Genomic DNA, 23,660 nt, shown 5'->3' with positions numbered 1-23,660 from the left:
CAGTGGTCTGAGAGAGCTCGTGATCACCAACGGCGGGGCGACAAGCAATTCTGCCGGAAGGTCATCCTGAAGACTTCCCAACTCGGCATGTGGAGCGACGAATGAACGGAGATCATCGAGTTCGCGTCGGCCTGATGATCCCCTCATCCAACACGGTGATGGAGGTGGACTTCGTGCGTCAGTTGCCGCCGGAGGCAACACTGCACACGGCACGCATGTTCATGGAGGCGACCACTGTCGAGGGCGAGAGTCGCATGCTCGACGACTTCGCTCTTCCTGCCGCTCGCGATCTCGCAACGGCCAGACCGCACGTCGTTGTCTTCGGTTGTACAAGCGCGGGAGCCTTGCGGGGCGATGCATATGACACGCAGCTGTGCCAGCGGATCAGCGATGTCACTGGTGCACCTACAGTGTCGACAGTACGGTCGGTACGCGAGGCGATTGCGGCCTCCGGTGCGCGCCGTGTCGGGATCTTCACGCCGTATGTTGACGACTTGAACGAGAGGATCAAGGCTAGCGTCGAGGCAGACGGTGTGGAGGTGGTGAAGATTGCTGGCCTCGGAATCGACGAAAACTTCCAGATCGCTCAGGTGCCTCCCACCACGATCATTGATTCCGTTGTCGCGTCACTGGGCGGGCTAGACATCGACCTGGGTTTTGTGTCGTGCACGAACTTCAGGGCGTTTGAAGTCCTGCCCGTAATATCCGAAAAGCTTGGCATACCGGTGATCTCCAGTAATCAAGCTGTTCTGGCGGCGACACTCCGGATCGTGTCCAGACTTTTGGCCGCGTAACTGCGAAGAGGTGCGTGAAATGGGCTGTGCACCGTTCGACTACGTCACGGTAGACAGCTTCGAGCACGCGGCCCAGCTCCTCCGTACCTACGGGGAGGACGCCAAACTGCTCGCAGGGGGACAGAGCCTCATTCCTATGTTGAACTTGCGGCTCCTCCGGCCGAGTGTGCTGATTGATCTTAACAGCGTTCCAGCTCACGCGCCGATCATCACCGACGGCGAGCTCCGACTGTCGGCGTTAACTCGTCACCGGTCGCTTCTGGAAGATCGGTTGATCGAGGCACACGCACCGCTCTTGCCGATGGTTGCCAAGCACATTGGCAACGTCCGGGTACGGAATCGGGGAACGATCGGCGGCAGTCTTGCCCATGGTGATCCAAGTGCGGAATTGTGCGTGGCCGCTCTGGCCGTCGACGCCCGCGTGGACGTTCTTGGCAGCAGCGGCGGTAGGACGCTTAACGCCTCTGATTTGTTCGTTGGCTATCTCACGACGTCGCTTGAGCCGGATGAGATGATCACAGCGGTTCGCATACCCTTACCGGCACCTCGCACCGGTTGGGCTTTCGAAGAAGTCGTTCGACGTGGATCGGATTTTGCGGTTGTCGCCGTCGCCGCTCGGGTGCGGCTTTCGGACGTAGACGGCACCATCTCGGATGTCGCGCTTGCACTCGGCGGAGTCGGGGATCGCGCGATGACCGTCGACGCACCACTTCTCACCTCTGCGGTGGGAACAGATGGGAGCGATGAGTCCCTCGACGAGATAGCCGCAATGATTGCTGCCCATGTCGAACCCTTCTCAGATGTTCGGGCATCTGCCGCCTATCGCCGTCATTTGGTCGCTGTTCTCACGCGGCGAGCCCTTGCGGGTGCAATCGCAAGAGCGAGAGGAGGGGCATCGCATCGGTGAAACACGAAATAACCCTCGTCGTGAATGGAGTGCGACGTACGGTACCTGTCGAGTCACAGGAAACGCTCGTCGACGTGCTACACGATCGACTCGGTATGCCTGACGTGCGTTACGGATGCGGCGAAGGGGTCTGCGGGACATGTACGGTTCTCCTTGACGGCTCGCCCGTGAGTGCGTGCTTGATGCTAGGCGTGCAGGCAGACGGGCGGGACATCATCACAGCCGCTGGGTTGTGCCGAGAAGGCGACGCGCTTCACCCCTTGCAGGAAAGCTTCCTACGCCACGGTGCATCGCAGTGCGGTTTCTGCACCCCGGGAATGTTGCTTACGGCGTATGACCTCGTCGAACGGCGCTCCCTGCCCTCGCGTGACGAGATCCGTTACACACTGGTGGGAAACATCTGCCGCTGCACCGGCTACACGAAGATACTTGACGCGATCGAGGATTACGCGGCCATGCGACGTGCAGAAAAGGAAGAGTAACGGTGAGAATCGAGCAGTCCCTTGAGGTGCCGGTACCAATCGATCGGGTCTGGTCGTTCTTCGATGACGTTCCGCGTGTGGCATCCTGCATGCCGGGAGCGACGCTCACGGAAGTTCTCGACGATCGAACCTTCGACGGTACGGTCGTGGTCAAGGTCGGTCCGATCTCTGTGCACTACCAGGGACGCTTGACCATCGAAGATAAGGACAAGACGTCCTATAGCGTTCGCCTGCAAGCCAATGGGCGCGATCGCAACGGCGCCGGGACAGCGCGGGCGACCGTCGTCGCGCGACTCAAAGCCCTATCCGAGAATCGGACAGAGCTGGCGCTGGAGAGCGATGTCCAACTGACCGGTCGAATCGCCTCGCTGGGCCGGGGCGTGCAAGACGTGGCAGGCAAGCTTTTTGCTCAGTTCGGTGAGCGGATGTCCGAGGCGCTCGCAGCCGACAGCGCCGGCATGCAGCCTGCAGGGACCGACAAAGCCGAAACCCGAGTCGGTGGCTCTACGCCGCCCATGGATGACGTCGCCGTGCGGCCTGCCGCCGCTGACGGAACACTGCGTGATCAGGCGCCTGCTAAAGGTTCGCCGGATCAAAAGAGTGCGCCCTTTGAGACTAAGACCGTGGCTCCCGCCAAGCCGGTCAACCTCTTGCGATTGCTGTGGTCAATACTGCTCGACAAGCTGGCTCGATGGTTGCCCAGGAAGAGGAGATGATTGCGGTGACGGTGTCAGCCGCACCTCCTCCGCTGCCGGAGGTAGTCGTCAATTCCGCCGCCGTCACGCACGTAGCCGGTGCGACGCGGACAGCGCGACCGCTCGCCATTCATCGCAAATTGCCGGCGTACGCGCCGTCTCCTCTTGTTGAGAGTTCCTCGATCGCCTCGCGGCTCGGGGTGAGGCGCGTTTGGGTGAAGGACGAATCCTGGCGCCTTGGCTTGCCTTCTTTCAAGATTCTGGGCGCATCCTATGCGATCTACTGCGCCCTCATTGATCGACTTGGCCACGAGATTACGTGGTCCAGCGTGGAGGATCTCAAGACAGCCATCGATCCCCTAAGGCCGATTACGTTTGTCGCAGCGACGGACGGCAACCACGGCCGAGCGGTCGCCCGGATGGCGAAGCTGCTCCAGTGTCCGGCGAAGATTTATGTACCGGAGGGCACGATTCCGGCACGTATTTCTGCCATCAAGTCTGAGGGTGCCGTGGTCGAGATTGTGCGCGGGGATTATGATGCCGCAATCCGCCGGTCGGCGCAGGATGAAGATGAGCACACGCTCGTGATCTCAGATACCTCGTGGCCGGGCTACACGTCAATACCGCGGCGTGTGATTGAGGGATATTCAACGATCTTTTTCGAAGCGTCGGAACAGTTGGCGGGCCATGGCAGTCCCGAGCCAAGCCTGATCGTCGTGCCTGTGGGTGTCGGTGCACTGGCGGCTGCGGTGATCAACTACTACAAGCCGGAATTGGGAGACGGCGTACGGCCAATCGTTATCGGAGTTGAGCCTGTGACGGCCAACTGTGTCCAGTCGTCCATCCGTGAGGGGCGTCTTGTGACTGTGCCGGGCCCACACCACTCGATCATGGCAGGTCTCAATTGCGGGACGCCGTCTGCTGTGGCCTGGCCATTCGTGTCTCAGGGTCTTGATGTCGTCGTGGCGATTGATGATGAGTGGAGCCGTCGGGCGATGCGCGAGCTCGCTGACATCGGTGTCATCTCGGGAGAGAGTGGTGCCGCCTCCCTGGGCGGCCTTCTGGCGCTCTGTGACCACCGTGCTCCTACTGCGTGGCGCGAGCGGCTGCACCTCGACGAGAACGCCGTCATTCTTCTGCTATCGACCGAGGGCGCGACCGACCCTGAAGGATGGGCGCGGATTGTCGGCCGATCCGTGCCTGTTCATGAGGAAGCAGTAGGTGTCAAGCCAGGGAGCTAGGGATGGGCAAGCGTACATATGGTGGTCCATTGATCGATGTCGTCGGCGCGGCTGATCTCCACTGTCATCCGTATCCCGACCTGTTCCCGCGACTTGCGGATGATTTCGACATTGTGCGCGCCGCACGTGACGCTGGCATGAAGGCCATCATGCTGAAATGCCACCACGAGAGTACTGTCTCCCGCGCCTACCTGGTTCAGCGCGTTATCCCAGGTATCCGTGTCTATGGCGGAATTGTTCTTAACTATTACGTTGGCGGCCTCAATGCCGCGGCTGTTGAAGCTGCGCTCCGGTTAGGCGGCAAGGAAGTGTGGATGCCTACCGTGGATGCTGGCTACCACGCCGCGGTGCACGGCGGTACGGGGGGTTACGACGCCCAGCAGGGTGGGCGCAGTCAGGCCGAGGGGATCTGGATCGAGGACAAAGAGGGCAAGCTACGTCCCGAGGTAAAGGAGATTCTTGAGCTGGTCGCACAGTATGGTGCGATCCTGGGGACGGCGCACCTCGCTCCTCGCGAGATCGTGGCACTCGTGAAAGAGGCACGTTCGGTGGGCGTCGAGAAGATTGTCATAACTCATCCGTACTTTAGGGTACCCAACCTCGACCTGGATACCTTGGAAGAGGTGGCCCGCCTTGGCGCCATGCCCGAGTTTGGGTATTGCACGGTCTCCCCGGCATGGCAGTACGCGGCAGTACCAAAGATTGTGCAGAGCATCGAGCGAATCGGCGCCTCCCGTTGCCTGCTCGTGTCAGATACGGGGCAGCGCCATAATCCGCTGCCTTCAGAGGCCCTACGAATATTTGCACAGACCATCTTTGAGAAGGGCGTGTCCGAGGAAGATGTCAGAAGGATGATCTCGGCAAACCCATTAGACCTCCTCGATTTCGACGGGAGCGTCCCAGAGCCCTCGGAGGAGGATCTCGCGTGGGCGCGGTCGCTGGTCGAAGATCCGTGCATGTCGGCACCGCCAACAGTGAGGTAGCAATGTGTGAGTCAACGGTTCGCTCCTCCGATCAGCAATCCGACCGCATGTCATCCGATATCGTTACGAGCCGTAACGCCGAACGCGCTGCGCCGGATGGTGTTTCACCGATAACGCGCATGACGCTCACCGTTGCCGAGTTGCTCGAGCACGATGTGATGCGGAGCGCAAGCATCGTCGCAGGTCGAGGCGGGTTGGAGCGGGGCATAGCCTGTCTGAACGTCATGTCGGTACCGGATATCGTCCGGTGGACCCGACGCGACGAATTTCTGTTGGCTACTGGGTATCCCTTGCCTCGCGATCCGGATGAGTTCTCAGGCCTGGTTGAGCAGTTGTCCGAGCGAGGCTTGGCTGGATTAGGTGTGAAACTGGACCAGTACATGTCGAACCTCGCACCGAAAGTGCTTGCGACAGCAGATCGGTTGAACTTTCCCGTGATCATTATCCCACATGAGACGGCGCTGGATGAAGTCTTGAGCCAGGCGTTCACCATCATCGTCAATCGTCAAGCCCTGGCTCTCAAACTGACGCATGACTTTCATCATCGGTTACTGACGGTCGCCCTCACCGGCGGCGGGCTTGCGTTGCTGGTCAAGGAGCTTTCGGACATGCTCGGAGGCGCAGCGGTTGCAATCGTGGATCGGGCAGGATCAGTTCGCGCGATCAGCGACGATCGGGCATCGTTTGAGCAGGCTGGACTGCTACGCTCAGACGGTTGTATCGCGATCGAGCGCCTATTGGACGCTTCTTCTCCAACGTCGTCTGACGCACCTTGGTCCGTTGCCAAGATCTCTGCAGGCGGTCTTGAGCATGGCTACGTCATTGCCGTCGATGGGAGCCAGCGACGTCTGCCGTTCGTGCGTACAACCGCAGTCGAGCAGGCTGCTCTCGTCGCTGCACTGGAGATCACCAGGGAACTGGCGGTGGCTTCCGTTGAACGCCATTTTGCATCGAACGCACTCCACGACCTTGTGACGGGTGGGTCCGCAGGCGGCGTCGACTCGGTTGCATATGCGACGACTTTTGGCTGGAATCTGAACCGCACCGTAAGTGTCATTGTGGCGCGTCAGCACGAGCTTCCCGGTGCGATTGATCTCCATCCTCGCGCTCGGGAACTGGCGGCCCTGAGGGTTGTCAATCAGTGGACGTCACTTGTCCGGAACCATGATTCGGCAGCGGCGGCGGCCGGATTTGCCGCTGAGCTTGTAGCTGTGGTTGACGCCGGTAAAGCGGAGCACATCGCACGCATGGTTCGGAACGAACTCGTTACGACCGGCTTGGGGAACTTTTCGGTGGGCATTAGCGGTCCTGGTACTGCCCCCGACCAGATCCCCCGCCTTTACCAGGAAGCTCGCGTGGCTCTCGCTGTTGGCAACAGGCTGACTGGGGCCGGGGCAGTGACGAGTTATTCCCGACTCGGCATCTATCGCCTCCTCTGCAATGTAGGTCCCGACGACTTGCGCTCGTTCGTGATCGAGACACTCGGACCGCTCCTCCGCCTTCCGCAACCGTCCAGATCTGATTTGTTGACAACACTCTCAGCTCTGCTGGAGAACCGATGCAATGTCGCCGAAACCGCCCGTACCCTCCACTATCACTACAACACCATGAGGTACCGTGTCGCCAAGCTTGAGCATCTTCTAGGTCCGTTCATCGATGACGCAGAGGCCTCAATGAGAATCAGCGTCGCGTTGAGACTTCTCGAAATGGATGAGATCCTCGGCAGTCTCAACGCGAGCGATGGAAGTGAGTCTTCGTCGCATGGAAGACAACACGCCGCAGCGCGGCAGCCAAAGGCGATTGCATGATGCCCGAGGCTCTGGCCGACGATCAGATCTCACTAGCAGCGGCTGGGGGGATGAGGCCCACGTCATTGGGCCGTCACTCGGAGTGAGCGTGCGGAGCTGGTGACGTCTCGTCGCTCTGTCACAGACAGTTGTCATTGTCAACTGTGGCGATATCTGACAGGAGCGTGGCTCTGTTCTGGCATTCGTTGACGATAACTCCAGGATGCGTAACGCCTAAGCTGGTCAGTGTGGAACCATTGATCGCTTATTCCGCCGTTATGCGCAGGGCGTAGGAGCAAGAAACATGGCAGAGGCTAGGCTCTTGACATCTTCCGTGATTGAACCGGGCGGGTACATCGCAACGAAAATCATCACGGGCCAGGTCCTTCGCGTGACCAACATCGAAGGCAAGCAAGTCGGTGACCTTATTGCCTTTGCGGCGGATGACTTGAGTGAACGATTCTGGGTCTCGAACACAATACGTCTGAATGGCTCGATTTACCTGACGACCGGCAACGTCCTCTATTCGGAGCTGAGTAGACCTATGCTGCAAATTCTCGCAAGCAGTGGAGAGCCGCATGACCTCTTAGCCGGCTCGTGTAATGCTGAGATTGACAATGTACGATATGGAGTAGAAGGACACCGCGGATGTGTGGAGAATTTCTGTGAGGCGCTAAGGCCGTGGGGGCTTCGTCGGTGTGATATACCTATGTCGTTCAACCTCTTTATGAACTGTCCGGTGCGACCGGATGGTACGTGGTCTATCGAGGAACCGAATGCTGGTGCAGGCGACTACGTCGAATTCCTGGCGAAGATGGATCTCGTCGTTGCGCTATCTAACTGTCCGCAAGATCTGAACCCGTGCAACGCCGGCAGGCGGAAGCCGCTGCTCTGGGAGATCTTCCATGGACCGGGCGATGCCGGCTGAGTGCGCCTGTGCGCCTCGTGACCTCCGGGAGTGATGAGCCACGCGTAGAGCTCCGGCGGGCGCCGTCCGATCATTTGTTCGCAGCCGAGGTCGTCTCGGTGGCGGCGGAATTGCGTTGTTCTAGGACAGCGGCATCCTGGCGCCGAACCGATTGGTTCAGGCTTGTGCGTCCCCGTAGCCGACGGCGGTACCGTCGCTAGTGGGAGGCATGCACGTGTCCGCACGGGAACTGTTTAGCGCCACCAGCCGGTGGTTTGCCGCTCGCCGTCCGTTCGCTTTGGTGACGGTGGTCCGTATCTTCGGCAGCGCGCCGCGCGGCCCGGGCGCCGCGATGGCGATCAGTGGCGATGGCACAGTCGTCGGCAGCGTCTCTGGCGGGTGCATCGAGGGAGCCGTCTACGAGACCGCGATGCACGTGATAAAGGACGGTTCTCCGGTGCTTGCCCACTACGGCGTGAGCGACGAGGACGCATTCGCCGTGGGACTCACGTGCGGCGGAGACATTGACGTCTATATCGAGCGGATCGACGCTGGGCGGCATCCGCATTTCGCCGACCTTGCCCGGGATGTCGCCGGCGGAGTTCCGGTTGCGTCGGCCACCGGTCTCTCCGACGACGTCCTCGGTGACCACGTCATTGTCACGGAGGGGGCTGTGCTGCCGCCGTCACATCCGGAAGCCTCGGCCGTTGCTCTGGTCGCCGAGATGCGTGCCATGCTCAAGTCTGGAACAACCGCGGTCGTAACCGTGGACGGCGGCCGTTATTTTGTCGAGACTTTTCTGCCGCCCCCGCGCATGCTGATATTTGGTGCGACTGACTTCGCCGCAGCGCTGGTGCGCGCCGCCAAATTGCTCGGATATCACGTCGTGCTGTGTGACGCCCGTGCAGTATTTGCGACGCGGGAGCGTTTCCCGGAGGCCGACGAAATCATTGTCGATCAGCCATACCGCTACCTTGGCGGTGTGGAGGTCGATGAGCGCACCGCAGTCTGTGTGCTCACCCACGACCCGAAGTTCGATATTCCGCTGCTCGAAACGGCCCTCGCCACCCCTGCCGGCTACATCGGCGCGCTGGGAAGTCGCCGCACCCACGCCAAACGCCTCGCCGCCCTGCGTGCGGCGGGAGTCTCGACGGAGGCGCTCAACCGGCTGCATTCGCCGATCGGCCTGGACATCGGCTCATCGACCCCGGAGGAGACCGCAATATCGATCATGGCTGAGATCATCGCGAGTCGGCACGCGGCGAGCGGTAGGCCATTGCGCGAAACCGCCGGACCCGTTCGACGATGACCCGGGTGGCCGGCCTTGTCCTTGCCGCAGGTGGTGGTACCCGCTTCGGCAAGCCGAAGATTCTCGTCCGGTTGGCTGACCGATACCTTGTGGAATACGTGGCCGACGCGCTGCTCAGCGGTGGGTGTGTGGCACCGATCGTCGTGGTCGGTGGCGCGGCGTGGGAGGAGGCGGCCGCTGCGCTTCGCTCCTCGTCAGCGGTGCAGCATCGACGGCTGCGACTTGTTCACAACACCGCATGGTCGGCGGGTCTTGCCACGAGTCTGCGAACGGGCCTTGATGCTCTGGCGGCGAGTCACGCCGATGCGGTCGTCGTGGCGCTTGGCGACCAGCCGGGAATCACTTCACTTGCCGTGCGGCGGGTGATTCGTGCGTTCCAGTCCGGAGCGCGGATCGCGGCGGCGAAGTATGGAGACCGGCGGGCACACCCCGTTCTCCTGAGTCGCGACTGCTGGCCTGAAGCAGTGCGACTCGCCGCAGGTGACGAAGGTGCGAGATCGCTGATGCGTGCGCACCCCGACTGGGTAACCGAGATCTGGTGTGACGATCTTGTGATGCCGGTGGACGTCGATACCCCTACCGATCTGGAAGCGGCGGAGCGGCAGCTCCGTGAGAGATCTGTCGACAAGGCGTGACCTGCTCGGCGGGCGTGGGCGGCCCCACGGTCCGAGCGAGCCGGACGTCCGGTGACGCCGGCTTCGCCCGCGCGATGGTCCGGCTTGCCGCCGCAGAGATCGCCTTACCGTGAGAGGCGTCGCCGCGATCCGCTTCTTGGACTCAGGCCGGTCCGAAACGTGCCGAAAAACCATGCGTGGGTCTCCCCGGAGGCGGCGGGGAGGGACGTCCGAACGACTACGACGAGGAGTAGCGTGCGCTCGCTGTCTTTCGGGCGGAGTGCTGCGCGCCTGCGGCGCCTGTCCGCCGTCCTCGACCGCGTGCTGGCCGGTGACTTGACGGCGCAGGTCGACGCCGGTCCCGCCACCGACAGTGCCGTGGAGCAGAAGCTCAATGAAGTGTTGCGCCGGTACGCGACCCTGACCGCGACCGTGCAGGAGGCCGTCGATCGCCTGGACGAGGCCCGCCGCGCCGCCACCGCGACCCACAAGCAAATGCTGGACACCGCAGAGATGACGGCGGGACAGGCGTACGACGTCGGTGTCACGATTACTCAGGTCTCCGATGGCGTCGGTGTCGTGGCCAGCGCCACTGACGAGCTGAACTCCACGATTAGCGATATCGCCCGCCATGCGTCCGAGGCAGCCGACATTGCCGTTGCTGCATCGGATCAGAGTCACCAGGCGGCGAGTGGGGTGCTGGAATTGGCCGAAGCGCTCCGCAGCGTGGATGAGATCGCGAACACGATTGCGGCCATCGCCCGCCGTACTCATCTGCTGGCGTTGAATGCCAAAATCGAGGCCCAGCGCGCCGGTGTGGCCGGGCGCGGTTTTGCCGTCGTCGCCGCAGAAGTCAACGATCTCGCGAGTCAGACCTCGCAGGCCACCGAGCAGGTGCGTTCGCTGCTCGTCGGGATTGACGAGCGGTCCAAGCACGCGTCCGAAACAATCCACGCAATTTCCGCCACCATGGCGCGGATCTGCGAAAGTACCGCGAGCATCGCCGGTGCGGTCAACCAACAGACCGCCACGACGCGGGAGATCGGCCGGGTCTCGGCGCTTGCCGCCCAAGGTGCCGCCGAAATTGCCCGCCGCATTTCGATGGTGCACGACCAGGCGCGGGAAGTCGCCTATCTGGGGGCGCAGAAAGATGCCCCCAAGACCGAGGAGATTGCCCGTATCGAGCGGGCGCTGCGGCAGCTCGTCGACGGATGCGTGGCAAATGGATTTGCCGCTCCGATCGACGATCCGGTCGAACGTGTCGATCAGGCCGAGCTGAACCGTAAGGGCACGAGCACGGTCGGCAATGTCACGACCGTGCTCGACTATGTGTGCGGCACCGGGCTGAACGAGTTTGATTACCACGGTTCGTGGCTGCACGGCAGTGGATACGAGACCGACGCCGGGGGTGATGCGTACAGCAGCGTCCCCGGGGATTCGGTGAGCCTGCGCTTCGTCGGACGGAAAATCCGGTTTTACGGCTCACTGGACGCCCAACAGGGAATGGCCGAGGTATGGGTGGACAACGGTCCGCGTCAGTTGGTTGACTTCTATTCGCCGGTGCGTCGGGCGCACTCCCTCGTCTGGGAAAGCCCCGACTTGCCGCCCGGTGAGCACGTCTTCCACCTCGAGGTATCGCCGAAGAAGAATCCCAAGTCGCGGTATTTCTGGGCGAGCGTCGCAAAGGTCGAGATCGTGCATTAGGCATGGGCGGGCGGCGAACCGACCCGTCAGGCGCCGAAACCGGCCGCGCCCGCATCAGCAGGTGGGCCGGATTGACGGCGTCCAGACTGCCAAAGGGTTGCCGCGTGGACGCGGGTCTGGCGCCGGTGGGTTGGTCACCGGTTGACGGTGGGCGGGCTAGCTGTTAGGGCTGGGGCAGTGCGTCGTCGTGGGGGCTGTCAACCGCGGTCGATGCAAGGTGCACGTTGTCGGGCTGCCGGTACGTCGGGCGGTGGATCTGATACGGCCCGCTGAAGAGCGGCGACGAAATCACCATGTCCGCCGTCGTCCGGTTGCACGCAATTGCGATATTCCACAGCACAGCCACCCGCAGGAGTGCCTTGACGTCGGGATCGTGCGGTTGCGGTTCGAGCGGATCCCAGAAGAAAACGAGAAGATCCACAGAGCCCGCGGCGATCTGGGCGCCGATTTGCAGGTCGCCGCCCAACGGCCCGGAGAGCAGGCAACGAATCTCGAGATCGAGCTGTTCGCGAAGCAGTGCGCCGGTCGTTCCCGTCGCGTACAGCTCGTGTTGGGCAAGTGTTGCGCGATTGTACGCCGCCCATTCGAGTAGTTCACGCTTCTTGTTGTCGTGCGCGACCAACGCAATGTGGCGGCGCGGAGTGCCGGTGAGCGCCTGGGTTGTCACGCCGCCATCGTAGCGGGCTAGGCGCGGGCGGAGGGCAACGGCGCGGTCGACGTCCGACTAGCGGGAATCAGCGGCGGAGAGCCTGGGCTGGTGGGATTCTCGATGCGCGGTACGCCGGATAGCCGCCGGCTGCAATGCCCACGAGTAAACCCAAGGCCGGCCCGAGCAGGGGTAGTCCGGCCGGCAGGGTCACCGTCCAGGTGTGGGCGGCGGAGACAGCGACCACGACAATGAGCCCGGCGCAGCCGCCGACGATGCCGCCGAGAAAGCCAAGGGTGCCGCTCTCGGCGATAAATTGAGTGGCCACGGCAAGCCGGGTGGCGCCGACTGCGCGACGTAATCCGATTTCTGCGACGCGTTCGAGCACGGAGACGAGTGTCATGTTTGCAATGCCGAGTGCGCCGACGAGCAGCGCAACAGCAGCGAGACCGAGCAGCAATTGGTTGAGGCTCGTGTTCACCTGGTTGCGCAAATGGGTCGGTTCCGGTGGTGCGGATGCGGCCAGCGCGGTCGGATTGTCGGGCCGGATGGCAAGCGGTGCCAAATGCGCGACGACGTACGCCGCCCCGGGACGAGTTCTGATAAGCATTGTCATGTCGCTGCGGCCGAGATTCCCGTATCGTTCCTGAGCGCTGCGCACGGAAATCACCGCCGAGCTGAGCAGTGACGGCGCCGTCGGTGCGTCGGTAATGATGCCGACGACGGCGGTGGGGACGCCGGAAATGAGAATGTCGATGGGGAGTTGCTCCGCCGTGATACCGAGATGGTCAGCGAGACCGGCCCCCAGCCATGCGGTCGGCCCGACACCGAGGTCCGTTCTGCCGGCGATGCTGAGTTCTTCGGTGCGGGCGAAATTCTCGTCACCGGCCACCAGGCGGGCGGGCGTGACCTCGCCGAGTCTGGCGGCGATGATGGACGTCGTGAACGATGCGTTCGGATCAATCGTGTACCAGAGCGTGGCACAGACGACGCCGGTGATCTGCGCGACACGCCGGATCGCGTCCGGCGGAAACGCGTCCTCCCGAGTCGTTCCGGTGTGTGGACCGGTGAGATCGGCGGAGTTCACCGCTGATGTCGTCGTTGCGCCGGTATCTATCGTCGATGGACCGCCGTCCGCGACGGCGCCGACGCCGACGAGCGTTGAGAGGAGCGCATTGAATTCGCTGTCGATCTGGGCTGCTGCGGTTGTCGCCAAACCGACGGTGGCGACCAGAGTGCCGATGCCCACGGCGACACCGAGCATGGTGAGCGCCGCCCGGGTGGATCGGGCGGCCACTGAGGACGCGGCTTCCCGAAGAATTCCGAGAATTTGCCGCGAACGCGTTCCATGCCGTGGCTTTGTCATGTTGCCGCCTACGTCGACTGACCGTCACGCTGCGTCGGGATGCGTTGTCTCGCTGACCACGCCGTCGCGCACCCTGACGATGCGCCGGGCGGCACGCGCGATGTTCTGATCGTGCGTCACGAGCACGATGGTCTGGTTGTCGTTGTTGAGTGCACGTAATGCGTCGATGACATTTGCGGCGTTCGCGCTGTCAAGATTACCGGTCGGTTCGTCGCAGAGGATGACGTCCGGCGCGGTGACGAGGGCGCGCGCGATGGCGACACGCTGTGCTTCACCCCCGGAGAGGGTCTGTGGTTGAGCCCATGCCCGGTCGAGGAGCCCGACGGTGCGGAGCGCGTCGAGGGCGCGGGCGCGCCGTTCTCGTCGGGGTACGCCGGCGTACACCATCGGGAGGCAGACGTTATCCACGACCGTCCGATGGGGAATAAGGTGGAACGCCTGAAAGACAAAGCCGATCGAGTGTCGGCGAAGCGCCGTCAACTGGTGGTCCTTCAATGCCGCGACGGCTGTGTCGCGGAAGTAAATCTCACCAGATGTCGGCCGGTCAATAAGGCCGAGGAGATTGAGCAGGCTGGATTTACCCGAGCCGGAGGTTCCGCAGATCGCGACGAATTCACCTCTATGGATGTCGAGTGTGCAGTTGCGCACGGCATGCACCGGAGGGTGCGCGGCGTACGTCAAGCAGACATCGACGAGCCGGTAAATCACGCTCATGGCTGTGCCTGGTCGGAGGGTGACGCATCCGTTGCCGGTGCACTGGCCGAGCCGCTGTCATCGAGAGTGAGCACGACGCGGAGTCCTTCGCGCAACGGCGGATCGGCGTGGCGAATTTCGGCGTAACCGTCGCCTGTTTCGCCTACGTCGACGTGTACCCGCTGAATGTGGCCGGATGAGTCCGCAATGTCGACGGCGGTCGTGCCGTCCGGCGCCGTGATGACCGCGGTGAGCGGAACAGCGAGGACCGGGTTCGCCGTATGCGAGAGCACGACGGTCACTGCGACGCTCTGGCCGACAAGCGCAACCGGCAGCTGCTCCACCGGATCGATGATGACTTCCGCGTCGCTACTGCCGGGACCAGACTGATCCGTCCCTTCCGCAGCGCCGGTGACGGGTTCCGTGTCCACCCCACGAACAGCGCCTTCCACCGGGTGGTCGAAACCGGCGATGTTGAGCATGGCATGCTGTCCCGGCTTGACGACATCCGCGGAGAGGTCGCCCAACGGCGCGCGTACCTGCAGGTGCTCCCGCATGCGTCTATTGCCGTCACGCAGACTTACGTGTCGATCCCGTAGCAACAGGAAACTGATGCACTAGACAGGCTGTAAACCGCCTAGCCCAGTGCATCACAGTCGGCGGCGACGCGCTGAATCGGGTCCGCCCACTGATTCACCTCGGCATTAGCAACCGCAACGACGGAAGCGTCGGTTGGATTTGCTGCAACCTGCTGTAAGACCGGGATTAGGTGCGTGTCTTCTTTGACTAGGTCGTTTATATCTGAGGCGACGAGCTGGTCGTTAACCGCGGGCAACAGGTTGTTGCGTAAGAAATTATCGAATGTCTGCACCTGGCGAACAAGGGTTTCCGAGTCGGCTGCCGCAGCTGACGCGTTATCTTGAATTGATGAAAAGTCGGCGCCCACACGTTTAAGCGTCGCCGATAGTTCCTGTAAATCGGCACGACAGACTGCGAACATCGCTGTGGCTCGATTGTATGACGTGCTCGTAGAGTCACTCGCTGGCGATGACGACGGAGTCGTGTTACGACTGCTAGTGCTAGAGTTCGTGCTCTGACTAGCGCCACAAGCCGCGAGTAACGGCGCGACGAGAGCAGCTGTTAGAACGGTCTTCCGAGTGTGCATTCTCCCTCCCGGTAATATGGACTGGACTACTTTTCCTCACGATCACTGATACCCCATAATTCTTGCACGTCCCAGCCTAGAATCTCGGCGATCTGGATAGCTCGGTCGATTGGCCGCTGGCGCCGCCCGGCCTCGTCATGGCTAATCTCTTGGTAGGTGACGCTGGCTAGGTCGGCGAGCTGGGCCTGGGTTAACCCGGCGGCCTGCCGCGCCTGGGCGAGCCGCCGGCCTCGTATACGCGCACGACCGTCGGTCACGGTAGCGTCGCGGTAAGGACACCCGCCGAATCTCACGCCGTCCTGCTAGCTTCATGACCGGCCCTGCTTGTTCTGCGTGCCTTGACCGGGCCGTGCCCGCCTGGGTGGTGTGCAAGTGCACTGCGCACCGACGATGACTGGTCTTCGTGAGATCTTGCAGGTCAACGTTGTGGCACACCTTGCAACGTTCGACAAACCAGGCGACGAGGACGCGCAGCGTGACGTTCGAGCGGTCGTCGACCGTCCGGTGCGCCTTACGGAAAAGCGCCAGCGCCACCTCGGGAGACTCGACTTCGAACCGCTTGCGTTCTCGTGTGCTGGTCAGATCAACCTTTACGATCTTCTTGTGCTGGCGGTTCACGTTACTCCGAGTAGAGTAGCGTTCCAATCGCCATCGCGAACAGACGCTCTCGGTTCGCGATGGGGAGCATCCCGGGCGGTAGGTAGTCGATCGCGCAACGCATGCGTCGCCCCTCGCGCGCCGCGATCTCACCCTGGCTAGTGCGCCACGAGTCCGCGGGGCCCACATGCCCGATTTCCCGGCTAATCACGGTCGCCTCGGATTCGATGATCTCTCGTGCCAGGGCAATCTTTCTCTCAGCGAATAGTCTCGAAGCGACCACAATGTAGGACTCGGTGGCAATAATGGCGACCGGTTCGGACGGGTTTTTACCCAGCGTTCCGGGACAGCATGCACGGCGGTGCCCGCGTTCCGCGCCACATCGGAGGCGTTCCTGTGCGCGGTCGCAACCAGTTTCCTCGCCTCGTCCTTTCGGCCGCCCGAGATAAGCCGCAGCAAGCTTGGCAGGTTGTTGACCGTGTAACCAGCGGCTGCGTTCGCCGCTCATTGAATCAGTCCCGTTTTAGCCAAAACACGCAAAACCGTGGTGACCGGGGCCAGATTTCCCCAGTCTGTGGATTCACAGAATAACAAGAATTCTCGGACACGGATTTCGCATACGTCGGGGTGTTATTGCACGCTACCGTTTTGCGCACCCAGTCGATCCGAATCTGTTCGTGCACACCGACAATATTGTTGACTTGTGCGACCAGTACAGTACAACGAGCCATCAACCACGGCCACAACAAGATTTTCACGTGCGTCTGAGGCATTGAGTAGCTGCCCATCCCTTTCTCCTCTCCTACGAAGCCCAGGGATTCTCAGTGTTGCCTTGCGCCTCGGCGAGCACGTTGTCAATAGCCGTCGACGCGCGGATCAGGCTGTGCGACGCGTAGTCTTTAGGCATGAGTGCACGCATAGAGTTCACCTGGGGTGATCGGTTGCGCAAGGCGCGGCGGCTTGCCGGGCTGAGCACACGAGATCTCGCGCGCATCCTATCCGAGCAGATGGGCGCACACGTGTCCTCGGGCAATATCTCGTGGTGGGAAAATCATGATCCGCCCCCACGCGACTACCGGTATATTTCACAGATTGTGGCCGATGCGACGGGCGTGTCCTTCGATGACCTGATTGCGGGTATTTCCAGGCCTTCGCGAGGTTCGCGTCGCGTGCGCCCCCGGCAGGACTCGAACCTGCGACCGACTGCTTAGAAGGCAGCTGCTCTGTCCGCTGAGCTACGGGGGCAATTGACACTCCAAGGCTACGGGACGCGCAGCCGAGTTTCGCCGCCTCGGGCCGAACGTCCCTCATCCACAGGACAGCGGTTCGCCGTCCCCAGGTAGCGCAGCGCGAGCCGGAAGCGGCCCCGGCGTGACGCAGTCTGGCCACATGCGCGGTGTCGACCGCTGTTCGTCGTACCGCGCGGGACCGACTCAGGCGAGCCCTATCCGACAAAGGCGGGCCGTATCCGTGGAGGGAGATTGCGATGTTTGATCCGCAGGTGACGATTCTCGGCAATGTGGTGGCAGATCCCCGGTTGAATTTCACCGCCGACGGCCATGCAGTGGCGTCGTTTCGGCTAGCCGCGACCCCTCGGCGCTTTGATCGAACAGCCGGGCAGTGGCGCGACGGCGAGACGCTCTTCGCCTCGGTGACTTGCTGGCGCGGGCTGGCCGAGAATGTCGCCGCATCGTTGAAGCGCGGCCAGAGCGTGATCGTGATCGGCCGGCTGGCGACGCGCTGGTATGACGCCAAGGATGGCAGTCGCCGCGAGGGGGTGGAGATCGACGCGCTCGCGGTCGGTCCCGATCTCTCCCGCGCGGTTGCCGTCGTCAAGCGGGCAGAGCGAGCGGGCGTGGCACACTGGCCGTCGCCTGGCAATGGATCGGACAGATCAGACACCGAGCTGGACAGGTCCGACATCGAGCCGGACAGGTCCGACATCGAGTCGGCCGGGTCGGGCGCTGAGTCCGCGATTGCGTCCGCTCTGGAGGACGACATGACCGAGCTCGCGACGCCGGCATGAGGTTGCCGGGTTCCTGTCACGCGACACATTGTCTAGAGATTCGACAGGTATTGGAGGAGTATGGCACCCTCAAAGGGTGATGTCACGCTCCGACCCGCCGACGGTTCTCCTTGTCGCCAGGTTGCACGTCGACCTGTTGCGGGTGTCGAGCGCTGTCTGTATGCCCGCGTGCTGACCCTGTAGCCGCTGTTCGAAGACGAGCGCAGGTCACGGATCCACAGCTCGCAACGAGCTCGTTGGCCTGCGCTCACCGAAATGAAGGGACGTTGTCACCCATGGGTGAATCGCACCAGCGAAGGTCCGCTGATCGGCAGCTGGGTCGCCGCGGCGAACCCGGGCTGACGGCCGGTCAACCGCGCCGTCACGCAGGTGTGCGCAGCGAGGGGACACCGACGACGAGGGGACGTGCATGATTGCGGCATCGGCTCACCGGCTTAGGGCGGCGCCGGTCGGTTCGGCGGTGTTGTCGCGAGGCGGCGCGACGGTCTGGTTCACTGGGCTCCCGAGCGCGGGCAAATCGACTCTCGCAAGCGGGCTTGCGGCCCGGCTTCAGGTCGAAGGCCGGCAGGTGGAGATCCTGGACGGCGATGAGCTGCGCCGGCACCTGACCGCTGACCTCGGATTTAGTAGGCAGGATCGGGAGACGAACGTCCGGCGGGTGGGTTTCGTCGCCCGGTTACTGGCCCGCCATGGGGTTTTCGCCCTGGTGCCGGTAATCGCGCCGTACCAAGCCAGCCGCGCCGCAGTCCGTGCCGAACACGCGGCAGAAGGAATTCCGTTCGTTGAAGTCCACGTCGCGACGCCGTTGTCGGTATGCGCCGCGCGTGACGTCAAAGGCTTGTACGCCAAGCAGCAAGCCGGTGTGCTGCGCGGCCTCACCGGTGTCGACGACCCCTATGAGGAACCGCAGAACCCCGAACTCCGCCTCGACACGACGGGTCTCACCGTCGCCGAGGCCGTCGACCGGGTGTATGCGGTCCTCGTCCAGGTGATGGCCCGCAGCGAAACGCCCGACTTGCCGATCACGGACCAGCCCCGCGACACGCGAGTCGAATCGGATGGGCTCGAACCCAGCGCCGTAGGCGAAGGAGTGCAATGAGTGTGCGTAGTGAGATAGCCGCAGGTCCGACGTACCGTGCAGATCCGGTGTCAGTCCGGCGCACGGCAGCCGACCGGCAACCGCGCCGTCCCGTCGTGCCGCACCTGGATCTCTTGGAATCCGAGAGCATTCACATCATTCGGGAGGTGGCCGCCGAATTTGAGCGTCCTGTGCTGCTGTTCTCCGGCGGGAAGGACAGCGCGGTGATGCTTCACCTCGCGCTGAAAGCCTTCTGGCCGGCGGCCATTCCCTTCCCGGTCATGCACGTGGACACCGGACACAATTTCCCGGAAGTCCTCGACTTTCGCGATCGCCTGGTCGCGCGGCTCGGCCTTGAGCTCATCGTCGTGAGCGTTCAAGACTACATTGACGCCGGCAAGCTGCGGGAACGGCCGGACGGAACGCGAAACCCGCTGCAGACCGTGCCGCTGCTCGACGCTATTGCCGCCCACCGGTTCGACGCCGTCCTCGGCGGCGGTCGCCGCGACGAAGAAAAAGCGCGGGCCAAGGAGCGAATTTTCTCGCTGCGGGACGACTTCGGGCAATGGGATCCCCGTCGCCAGCGTCCGGAGCTGTGGAATTTGTACAACGGCCGGCATCGCCCCGGCGAGCACGTCCGCGTTTTCCCGCTATCCAACTGGACCGAACTGGATGTCTGGGAGTACATCGAGCGGGAGAACATTGAGCTGCCCTCCATTTACTTCGCGCACGAGCGCGAGGTCTTCCTTCGCAACGGCATGTGGCTCGCGCCCGGTGCGTGGGGCGGGCCGCGCGACGGCGAGGTGGTGGAGCGGAAGAAGGTTCGCTACCGCACGGTCGGTGACATGAGCTGCACCGGGGCGATCGAGTCAACCGCCAGTACGGTCGCCGAGGTCATCGCGGAGGTGGCGGCGAGCCGGATCACCGAGCGGGGCGCGACCCGGGCGGACGACAAGCTCTCCGAGGCGGCGATGGAAGACCGGAAACGGGAAGGTTACTTCTAGGAAATGTTGCATACGGATACTCCACCCGTGTCCACGCTCGACCGCACTGTCGGCATGCTGCGGTTCGCCACCGCGGGGAGTGTTGACGACGGAAAATCCACCCTTGTCGGCCGGTTGCTCCACGACTCCAAAGCGGTGCTCGCCGACACACTTGAATCCGTGCGGCGCGCCAGCCGCAGCCGGGGTTCGGACGACATCGAACTCGCCCTGATCACCGACGGTTTGCGGGCCGAGCGGGAACAGGGCATCACCATTGACGTGGCCTACCGGTACTTCACGACACCGCGCCGCAAATTCGTCCTCGCCGACACGCCCGGCCACGTGCAGTACACGAGGAACATGGTGACCGGCGCATCCACTGCGGAACTGGTCGTTCTGCTTGTTGACGCGCGCAAAGGCGTCGTCGAGCAGACCCGCCGACACCTCGCGGTCGCCGCGCTCCTCGGCATTCGGCACCTGGTGCTTGCGGTGAACAAAATGGACCTTGTCGGCTTTAATGAGTCCGTTTTCCGCGGCATAGCGGCGGATTTCGCGTCGGCGGCTGAAGCGCTCGGCATCAGCGACCATACCGTGATCCCGGTCAGCGCATTGCGCGGCGACAACGTGGTGGAGAAGTCGGCTGAGATGCCCTGGTATACCGGTCCGACACTTCTCGAGCATCTCGAAACCGTCGACGTCGATCTCGACCAGGCTGGCCAGCCCGTCCGATTTCCCGTGCAGTACGTCATCCGCGCCTCGGAATATCGCGGGTATGCCGGCCAATTGGCAAGCGGCATCCTCCGGGTTGACGACGACGTCGTCGTCCTCCCGGTCGGGCTGCGCAGCCGTGTCGCCGCTATCGACACGTTCGACGGTCCGCTCACCGAAGCGGCGGCCCCACGCTCCATTACCGTGCGGCTCTACGACGAGCTTGATATCGGACGCGGTGACCTGCTCGTGACGCCGGGTGCCGAACCGACGGTGACGCGCGAATTCGCCGCAACAATTTGTCAGCTTGCGGAGCGGCCGCTGCGGGTCGGTGACCGTCTCCTCGTCAAACACACCACCCGCGTCGTCAAAGGGGTCATTGACGCCATCACGTACCGGCTCGACATTGCGACGCTTCGCAAGGAGAAAGCGGACGGCGAATTGGTGCTCAACGACATTGGCGGAGTGCGGTTGCGCGTCGCAGCGCCGCTTGCCGTGGATGATTACGCCACGGACCGGCTCACCGGCGCATTTCTCCTCATCGATGAGCAGGACGGCGCGACGCTTGCCGCCGGACTTGTCGGCGATCCCCTCGAATCGCGTACCGGTTAGCGCCGGTCAGCTGCTGGAGAACGCGGTGACCGCCCAATACCCACTCCTTCTCGATCTGACCGGCCGACGGGTCGTCGTCGTCGGCGGGGGGCGGGTCGGGACGCGCCGGGCGATTGCGGCCGCGGACGCCGGCGGCCGCGTTGACGTCATCGCTCCCGACATCTCGCCGGAGCTGGCGAGCGATCAGCGGATTCGCACCTTCCGGCGGGCATATCAGCCCGGGGACGTCGCCGGGGCATGGCTGGTCCATGCCTGCACCGGTGTACCGGACGTCGACGACGCGGTGTGCGCCGAGGCCGAGGCCGCGCGGATCTGGTACGTCAGGGCTGCAGATGCGGCTCACAGCTCGGCCGCCGTCCCGGCGGTCGCCCGAGTCGATGACGTGACCATTGCGGTGAACGCCGGCGGGGATCCGTGCCGGGCGCGCGTACTACGGGACGCCGTCCAGCTCGCCCTGAACACCGGTGCCCTGCCGTTACGTCGTCACCGGGCACACGCCGGGCGGGTCGCCCTTGTCGGCGGCGGTCCCGGCGACCCCGAGCTCATCACGGTGCGTGGCCGGCGGCTGCTCGCGGAAGCCGACGTCGTCGTCACCGACCGGCTGGGGCCGCGGGCACTCCTTGCCGAACTGCCCAGCGGTGTCGAGGTGATCGACGTGGGCAAGGCACGCGACCATCACACCCGCACCCAGTCTGAGATCAACGAGTTGTTGGTTTCCCTTGCGCGGCAAGGAAAATTCGTGGTGCGGCTGAAAGGCGGCGACCCGTTCGTCCTCGGTCGCGGCGGGGAAGAGTTGGCGGCGTGCATGGCCGCAGGAGTGCCGTGCGAAGTCGTTCCCGGCGTGACGAGCGCCATCGCCGTACCGGCAAGCGCGGGGATTCCGGTCACCCAGCGTGGCGTGGCCCGGCACTTCACGGTGTTGAGCGGGCACGACGACGTCGACTGGCGGTCGGTCGTCGGCGCCGGGGGGACCCTCGTCATCCTCATGGGGGTCAGTCGCATCGACCAGATTGCCAAGGAGCTCGTCGCAGCGGGTCTTGACGAGTCCACGCCGGCCGCGGTCGTCGAGAACGGCACACTTCCGCACCAGCGGGTGACGATCGCAACCGTGGGGACGATCGCGCCGCGAGCCCAGGCCGTGGGTGTGCGTCCGCCGGCGGTCTTGGTCGTCGGCGATGTCGTCGCCTGGCGGGTCACAACGCTCGGGGACGAGACGGTTACCGGGGCGGCAGGCCTGCGGCGGGAGGATCGGCGGATCGGAGGCCGCGGGGACGAGACTGTCGCGCCTCTCGGGGACGAGACTGTCGCGGCTCTCGGGGACGAGATAGCCGCGCGCGTGTCGCCTGGCCGGCTGAGGGTGGGATCCCCTGTTGCGGACGACGGCGCGGGTGAGCCGGCAAGCGATGGGCGCCCTCGAGGCCGGTCGAGACAACACGCGGAGGAGCGCGGGTGAATCCTCCGGCGCGGGTGAATCCTCCGGCACTGCTCGCTATAGCGCACGGCAGCCCGCAACCGAGGGCCGAGCCCGTCATGCGCGAATTGATCGCCCGGGTTCGCGCGGCGCGTCCCGACGTGCCCGCCGTCCTCGCCCACCTCGGTTTCAGCCAGCCCGATGTCCCCACCGCGATCGACGATCTCGTCGCCGCGGGCGTGCGCGAACTGGTCGTCGTCCCGTTGCTGCTCACCGCCGCCTACCACGTCAACACCGACATTCCGCAGCTGCTGCGAGCCGCTGAGGCTCGGCATCCCGGGTTGCGGTGGATTGTCGCGGGTGCACTCGGGCCACATCCACGGCTGTTCGATTTGGTGCGGCGGCGGCTCGCCGAAGCCGGTGCGCCGTCGGATGCGGCGGTGGTCCTCGGGGCGATCGGCACGTCCGACCCCCGGGCGAACGCCGAGCTCGCCGGCGTCGCAGCCACGTTGGGCGCGACGATCGGCTTTGCGTCTGGCGAACCGGATGTTGCGGACGTCGTGGCGCGCCTGCGCGAACGCGGGCACCGCCCGGTCGTCGTCGCAAGTTACGTGCTCGCTCCGGGCAAACTTCCTGACCGATTCAGCGAAACCGGGGCGGACATCGTGACTGAGCCGCTCGGCGCGGACGACGAGATCGTGGCTGTCGTGCTCGAACGGTACGACGCGGCGGTCCGGCGGCTGATGGCGATCTCCGGCGGTGGGCCGTACCGCGGGCCGGGATGAGAACCGGCCCCGCGACCGGTCCCCGGCCGGCGAGCGGTCCGCAACCCCGGCCGGACTGCGCCCGCGACGCCCGACCGGCCGGCGAGCGGTCCGCAACCCCGACCGGACTGCGCCCGCGACCGGTCCCCGGCCGGCGACCGGTCCGCGACCCCGGCCCTCGCGCCCGG

24 protein-coding genes and 1 tRNA gene are annotated in these 23,660 nt (G+C 63.7%); 18 read left to right on the top strand and 7 right to left on the bottom strand.

Annotated features, from left to right (window positions below; all coding sequences use genetic code 11):
- Nucleotides 1–101: 101 nt before the first annotated feature.
- The 11 genes from ACEL_RS08445 to ACEL_RS08395 all read left to right on the top strand — a co-directional run bounded on the left by ACEL_RS08445 (nt 102) and on the right by ACEL_RS08395 (nt 11,423).
- Nucleotides 102–794: a maleate cis-trans isomerase family protein gene (locus tag ACEL_RS08445; RefSeq protein WP_011720474.1), complete on the top strand. Its 693-nt coding sequence runs from the start codon at nt 102–104 to the stop codon at nt 792–794.
- 19 nt (nt 795–813) lie between these two features.
- Nucleotides 814–1,701: an FAD binding domain-containing protein gene (locus ACEL_RS08440; protein ID WP_011720473.1), complete on the top strand. Its 888-nt coding sequence runs from the start codon at nt 814–816 to the stop codon at nt 1,699–1,701.
- Nucleotides 1,698–2,183: a (2Fe-2S)-binding protein gene (locus ACEL_RS08435; RefSeq protein WP_011720472.1), complete on the top strand. Its 486-nt coding sequence runs from the start codon at nt 1,698–1,700 to the stop codon at nt 2,181–2,183. Before ACEL_RS08440 ends, ACEL_RS08435 begins: the two co-directional genes overlap by 4 nt.
- Nucleotides 2,184–2,185: 2 nt before the next feature.
- Nucleotides 2,186–2,899, top strand: a complete 714-nt coding sequence (locus ACEL_RS11575; protein WP_011720471.1) for an SRPBCC family protein — start codon at nt 2,186–2,188, stop codon at nt 2,897–2,899.
- On the top strand, nt 2,875–4,119 hold the full coding sequence (locus ACEL_RS08425; protein ID WP_148204579.1) for a diaminopropionate ammonia-lyase: 1,245 nt from the start codon (nt 2,875–2,877) through the stop codon (nt 4,117–4,119). The genes ACEL_RS11575 and ACEL_RS08425 overlap by 25 nt, the downstream gene beginning before the upstream one ends.
- 2 nt (nt 4,120–4,121) lie before the next feature.
- Nucleotides 4,122–5,102 (top strand): DUF6282 family protein, encoded by a 981-nt coding sequence (locus ACEL_RS08420; RefSeq protein ID WP_011720469.1) that lies wholly within the window; start codon nt 4,122–4,124, stop codon nt 5,100–5,102.
- Complete coding sequence (locus ACEL_RS08415) at nt 5,045–6,910, top strand: PucR family transcriptional regulator (RefSeq protein ID WP_148204578.1); 1,866 nt, start codon at nt 5,045–5,047, stop codon at nt 6,908–6,910. The genes ACEL_RS08420 and ACEL_RS08415 overlap by 58 nt, the downstream gene beginning before the upstream one ends.
- A gap of 283 nt (nt 6,911–7,193) precedes the next feature.
- Nucleotides 7,194–7,817 carry a DUF1989 domain-containing protein gene (locus ACEL_RS11990; RefSeq protein ID WP_011720467.1) on the top strand — a complete coding sequence of 208 codons (624 nt, stop codon included), beginning with the start codon at nt 7,194–7,196 and terminating at the stop codon, nt 7,815–7,817.
- A gap of 214 nt (nt 7,818–8,031) precedes the next feature.
- Complete coding sequence (locus tag ACEL_RS08405) at nt 8,032–9,105, top strand: XdhC family protein (RefSeq protein ID WP_011720466.1); 1,074 nt, start codon at nt 8,032–8,034, stop codon at nt 9,103–9,105.
- 5 nt (nt 9,106–9,110) lie between these two features.
- Nucleotides 9,111–9,740, top strand: coding sequence for a nucleotidyltransferase family protein (locus ACEL_RS08400; protein WP_202943346.1), 630 nt, complete (start codon nt 9,111–9,113; stop codon nt 9,738–9,740).
- 234 nt (nt 9,741–9,974) lie between these two features.
- Nucleotides 9,975–11,423 carry a methyl-accepting chemotaxis protein gene (locus ACEL_RS08395; protein ID WP_011720464.1) on the top strand — a complete coding sequence of 483 codons (1,449 nt, stop codon included), beginning with the start codon at nt 9,975–9,977 and terminating at the stop codon, nt 11,421–11,423.
- Between the two features lie 163 nt (nt 11,424–11,586).
- Here ACEL_RS08395 and ACEL_RS08390 read toward each other — a convergent pair whose 3' ends face one another.
- The 7 genes from ACEL_RS08390 to ACEL_RS08355 form a co-directional block, all read right to left on the bottom strand.
- On the bottom strand, nt 11,587–12,090 hold the full coding sequence (locus tag ACEL_RS08390) for a methylglyoxal synthase (protein WP_011720463.1): 504 nt from the start codon (nt 12,088–12,090) through the stop codon (nt 11,587–11,589).
- Between the two features lie 67 nt (nt 12,091–12,157).
- On the bottom strand, nt 12,158–13,435 hold the full coding sequence (locus ACEL_RS08385) for an ABC transporter permease (protein ID WP_011720462.1): 1,278 nt from the start codon (nt 13,433–13,435) through the stop codon (nt 12,158–12,160).
- Nucleotides 13,436–13,459: 24 nt separating this feature from the next.
- The gene (locus ACEL_RS08380) at nt 13,460–14,149 is read right to left on the bottom strand and encodes an ABC transporter ATP-binding protein (protein ID WP_011720461.1); all 690 of its coding nucleotides are present in this window, start codon (nt 14,147–14,149) and stop codon (nt 13,460–13,462) included.
- Entirely contained in the window at nt 14,146–14,685 is a 540-nt protein-coding gene (locus ACEL_RS08375) for an efflux RND transporter periplasmic adaptor subunit (RefSeq protein WP_011720460.1), read from the bottom strand. Before ACEL_RS08375 ends, ACEL_RS08380 begins: the two co-directional genes overlap by 4 nt.
- Nucleotides 14,686–14,765: 80 nt before the next feature.
- A complete protein-coding gene (locus ACEL_RS08370; RefSeq protein ID WP_148204577.1) occupies nt 14,766–15,128 on the bottom strand; it encodes a hypothetical protein in 363 nt (120 codons plus the stop codon).
- Between the two features lie 191 nt (nt 15,129–15,319).
- Nucleotides 15,320–15,550: a helix-turn-helix transcriptional regulator gene (locus tag ACEL_RS12955; RefSeq protein WP_041835032.1), complete on the bottom strand. Its 231-nt coding sequence runs from the start codon at nt 15,548–15,550 to the stop codon at nt 15,320–15,322.
- A 1,512-nt stretch (nt 15,551–17,062) separates the two neighbouring features.
- A tRNA-Arg gene (locus tag ACEL_RS08355) sits at nt 17,063–17,135 on the bottom strand.
- 241 nt (nt 17,136–17,376) lie between these two features.
- Here ACEL_RS08355 and ssb point away from each other — a divergent pair.
- The 7 genes from ssb to ACEL_RS08325 all read left to right on the top strand — a co-directional run bounded on the left by ssb (nt 17,377) and on the right by ACEL_RS08325 (nt 23,493).
- Nucleotides 17,377–17,916 (top strand): single-stranded DNA-binding protein, encoded by a 540-nt coding sequence (gene ssb / locus ACEL_RS08350; protein ID WP_011720455.1) that lies wholly within the window; start codon nt 17,377–17,379, stop codon nt 17,914–17,916.
- 79 nt (nt 17,917–17,995) lie between these two features.
- Nucleotides 17,996–18,091 carry a putative leader peptide gene (locus ACEL_RS12950; RefSeq protein WP_420794979.1) on the top strand — a complete coding sequence of 32 codons (96 nt, stop codon included), beginning with the start codon at nt 17,996–17,998 and terminating at the stop codon, nt 18,089–18,091.
- Nucleotides 18,092–18,325: 234 nt separating this feature from the next.
- Nucleotides 18,326–19,015 (top strand): adenylyl-sulfate kinase, encoded by a 690-nt coding sequence (cysC, locus tag ACEL_RS08345; protein ID WP_011720454.1) that lies wholly within the window; start codon nt 18,326–18,328, stop codon nt 19,013–19,015.
- Nucleotides 19,012–19,998: a sulfate adenylyltransferase subunit CysD gene (gene cysD, locus ACEL_RS08340; RefSeq protein WP_011720453.1), complete on the top strand. Its 987-nt coding sequence runs from the start codon at nt 19,012–19,014 to the stop codon at nt 19,996–19,998. Before cysC ends, cysD begins: the two co-directional genes overlap by 4 nt.
- 3 nt (nt 19,999–20,001) lie before the next feature.
- A complete protein-coding gene (locus ACEL_RS08335) occupies nt 20,002–21,297 on the top strand; it encodes a sulfate adenylyltransferase subunit 1 (protein ID WP_011720452.1) in 1,296 nt (431 codons plus the stop codon).
- 25 nt (nt 21,298–21,322) lie between these two features.
- A complete protein-coding gene (gene cobA / locus ACEL_RS08330) occupies nt 21,323–22,750 on the top strand; it encodes a uroporphyrinogen-III C-methyltransferase (RefSeq protein WP_011720451.1) in 1,428 nt (475 codons plus the stop codon).
- Entirely contained in the window at nt 22,747–23,493 is a 747-nt protein-coding gene (locus ACEL_RS08325) for a sirohydrochlorin chelatase (protein WP_011720450.1), read from the top strand. The genes cobA and ACEL_RS08325 overlap by 4 nt, the downstream gene beginning before the upstream one ends.
- The last annotated feature ends 167 nt before the right edge of the window (nt 23,494–23,660 follow it).

It is taken from the genome of Acidothermus cellulolyticus 11B (assembly GCF_000015025.1).
In the GTDB taxonomy this organism is placed as follows: Bacteria; Actinomycetota; Actinomycetes; order Acidothermales; family Acidothermaceae; genus Acidothermus; species Acidothermus cellulolyticus.
This window is presented reverse-complemented; position numbering and strand designations above follow the sequence as displayed.

Bases quoted from the DNA above. Each gene is read 5' to 3' on its own strand.
- ACEL_RS08445 (WP_011720474.1), top strand. From the start codon at position 102: ATGAACGGAGATCATCGAGTTCGCGTCGGCCTGATGATCCCCTCATCC.
- ACEL_RS08440 (WP_011720473.1), top strand. From the start codon at position 814: ATGGGCTGTGCACCGTTCGACTACGTCACGGTAGACAGCTTCGAGCAC.
- ACEL_RS08425 (WP_148204579.1), top strand. From the start codon at position 2,875: ATGGTTGCCCAGGAAGAGGAGATGATTGCGGTGACGGTGTCAGCCGCA.
- ACEL_RS08420 (WP_011720469.1), top strand. From the start codon at position 4,122: ATGGGCAAGCGTACATATGGTGGTCCATTGATCGATGTCGTCGGCGCG.
- ACEL_RS11990 (WP_011720467.1), top strand. From the start codon at position 7,194: ATGGCAGAGGCTAGGCTCTTGACATCTTCCGTGATTGAACCGGGCGGG.
- ACEL_RS08385 (WP_011720462.1), bottom strand. From the start codon at position 13,435: ATGACAAAGCCACGGCATGGAACGCGTTCGCGGCAAATTCTCGGAATT.
- ACEL_RS08380 (WP_011720461.1), bottom strand. From the start codon at position 14,149: ATGAGCGTGATTTACCGGCTCGTCGATGTCTGCTTGACGTACGCCGCG.
- ACEL_RS08375 (WP_011720460.1), bottom strand. From the start codon at position 14,685: ATGCGGGAGCACCTGCAGGTACGCGCGCCGTTGGGCGACCTCTCCGCG.
- ACEL_RS08370 (WP_148204577.1), bottom strand. From the start codon at position 15,128: ATGTTCGCAGTCTGTCGTGCCGATTTACAGGAACTATCGGCGACGCTT.
- ssb (WP_011720455.1), top strand. From the start codon at position 17,377: ATGTTTGATCCGCAGGTGACGATTCTCGGCAATGTGGTGGCAGATCCC.
- ACEL_RS12950 (WP_420794979.1), top strand. From the start codon at position 17,996: ATGTCACGCTCCGACCCGCCGACGGTTCTCCTTGTCGCCAGGTTGCAC.
- cysC (WP_011720454.1), top strand. From the start codon at position 18,326: ATGATTGCGGCATCGGCTCACCGGCTTAGGGCGGCGCCGGTCGGTTCG.
- cysD (WP_011720453.1), top strand. From the start codon at position 19,012: ATGAGTGTGCGTAGTGAGATAGCCGCAGGTCCGACGTACCGTGCAGAT.
- ACEL_RS08335 (WP_011720452.1), top strand. From the start codon at position 20,002: ATGTTGCATACGGATACTCCACCCGTGTCCACGCTCGACCGCACTGTC.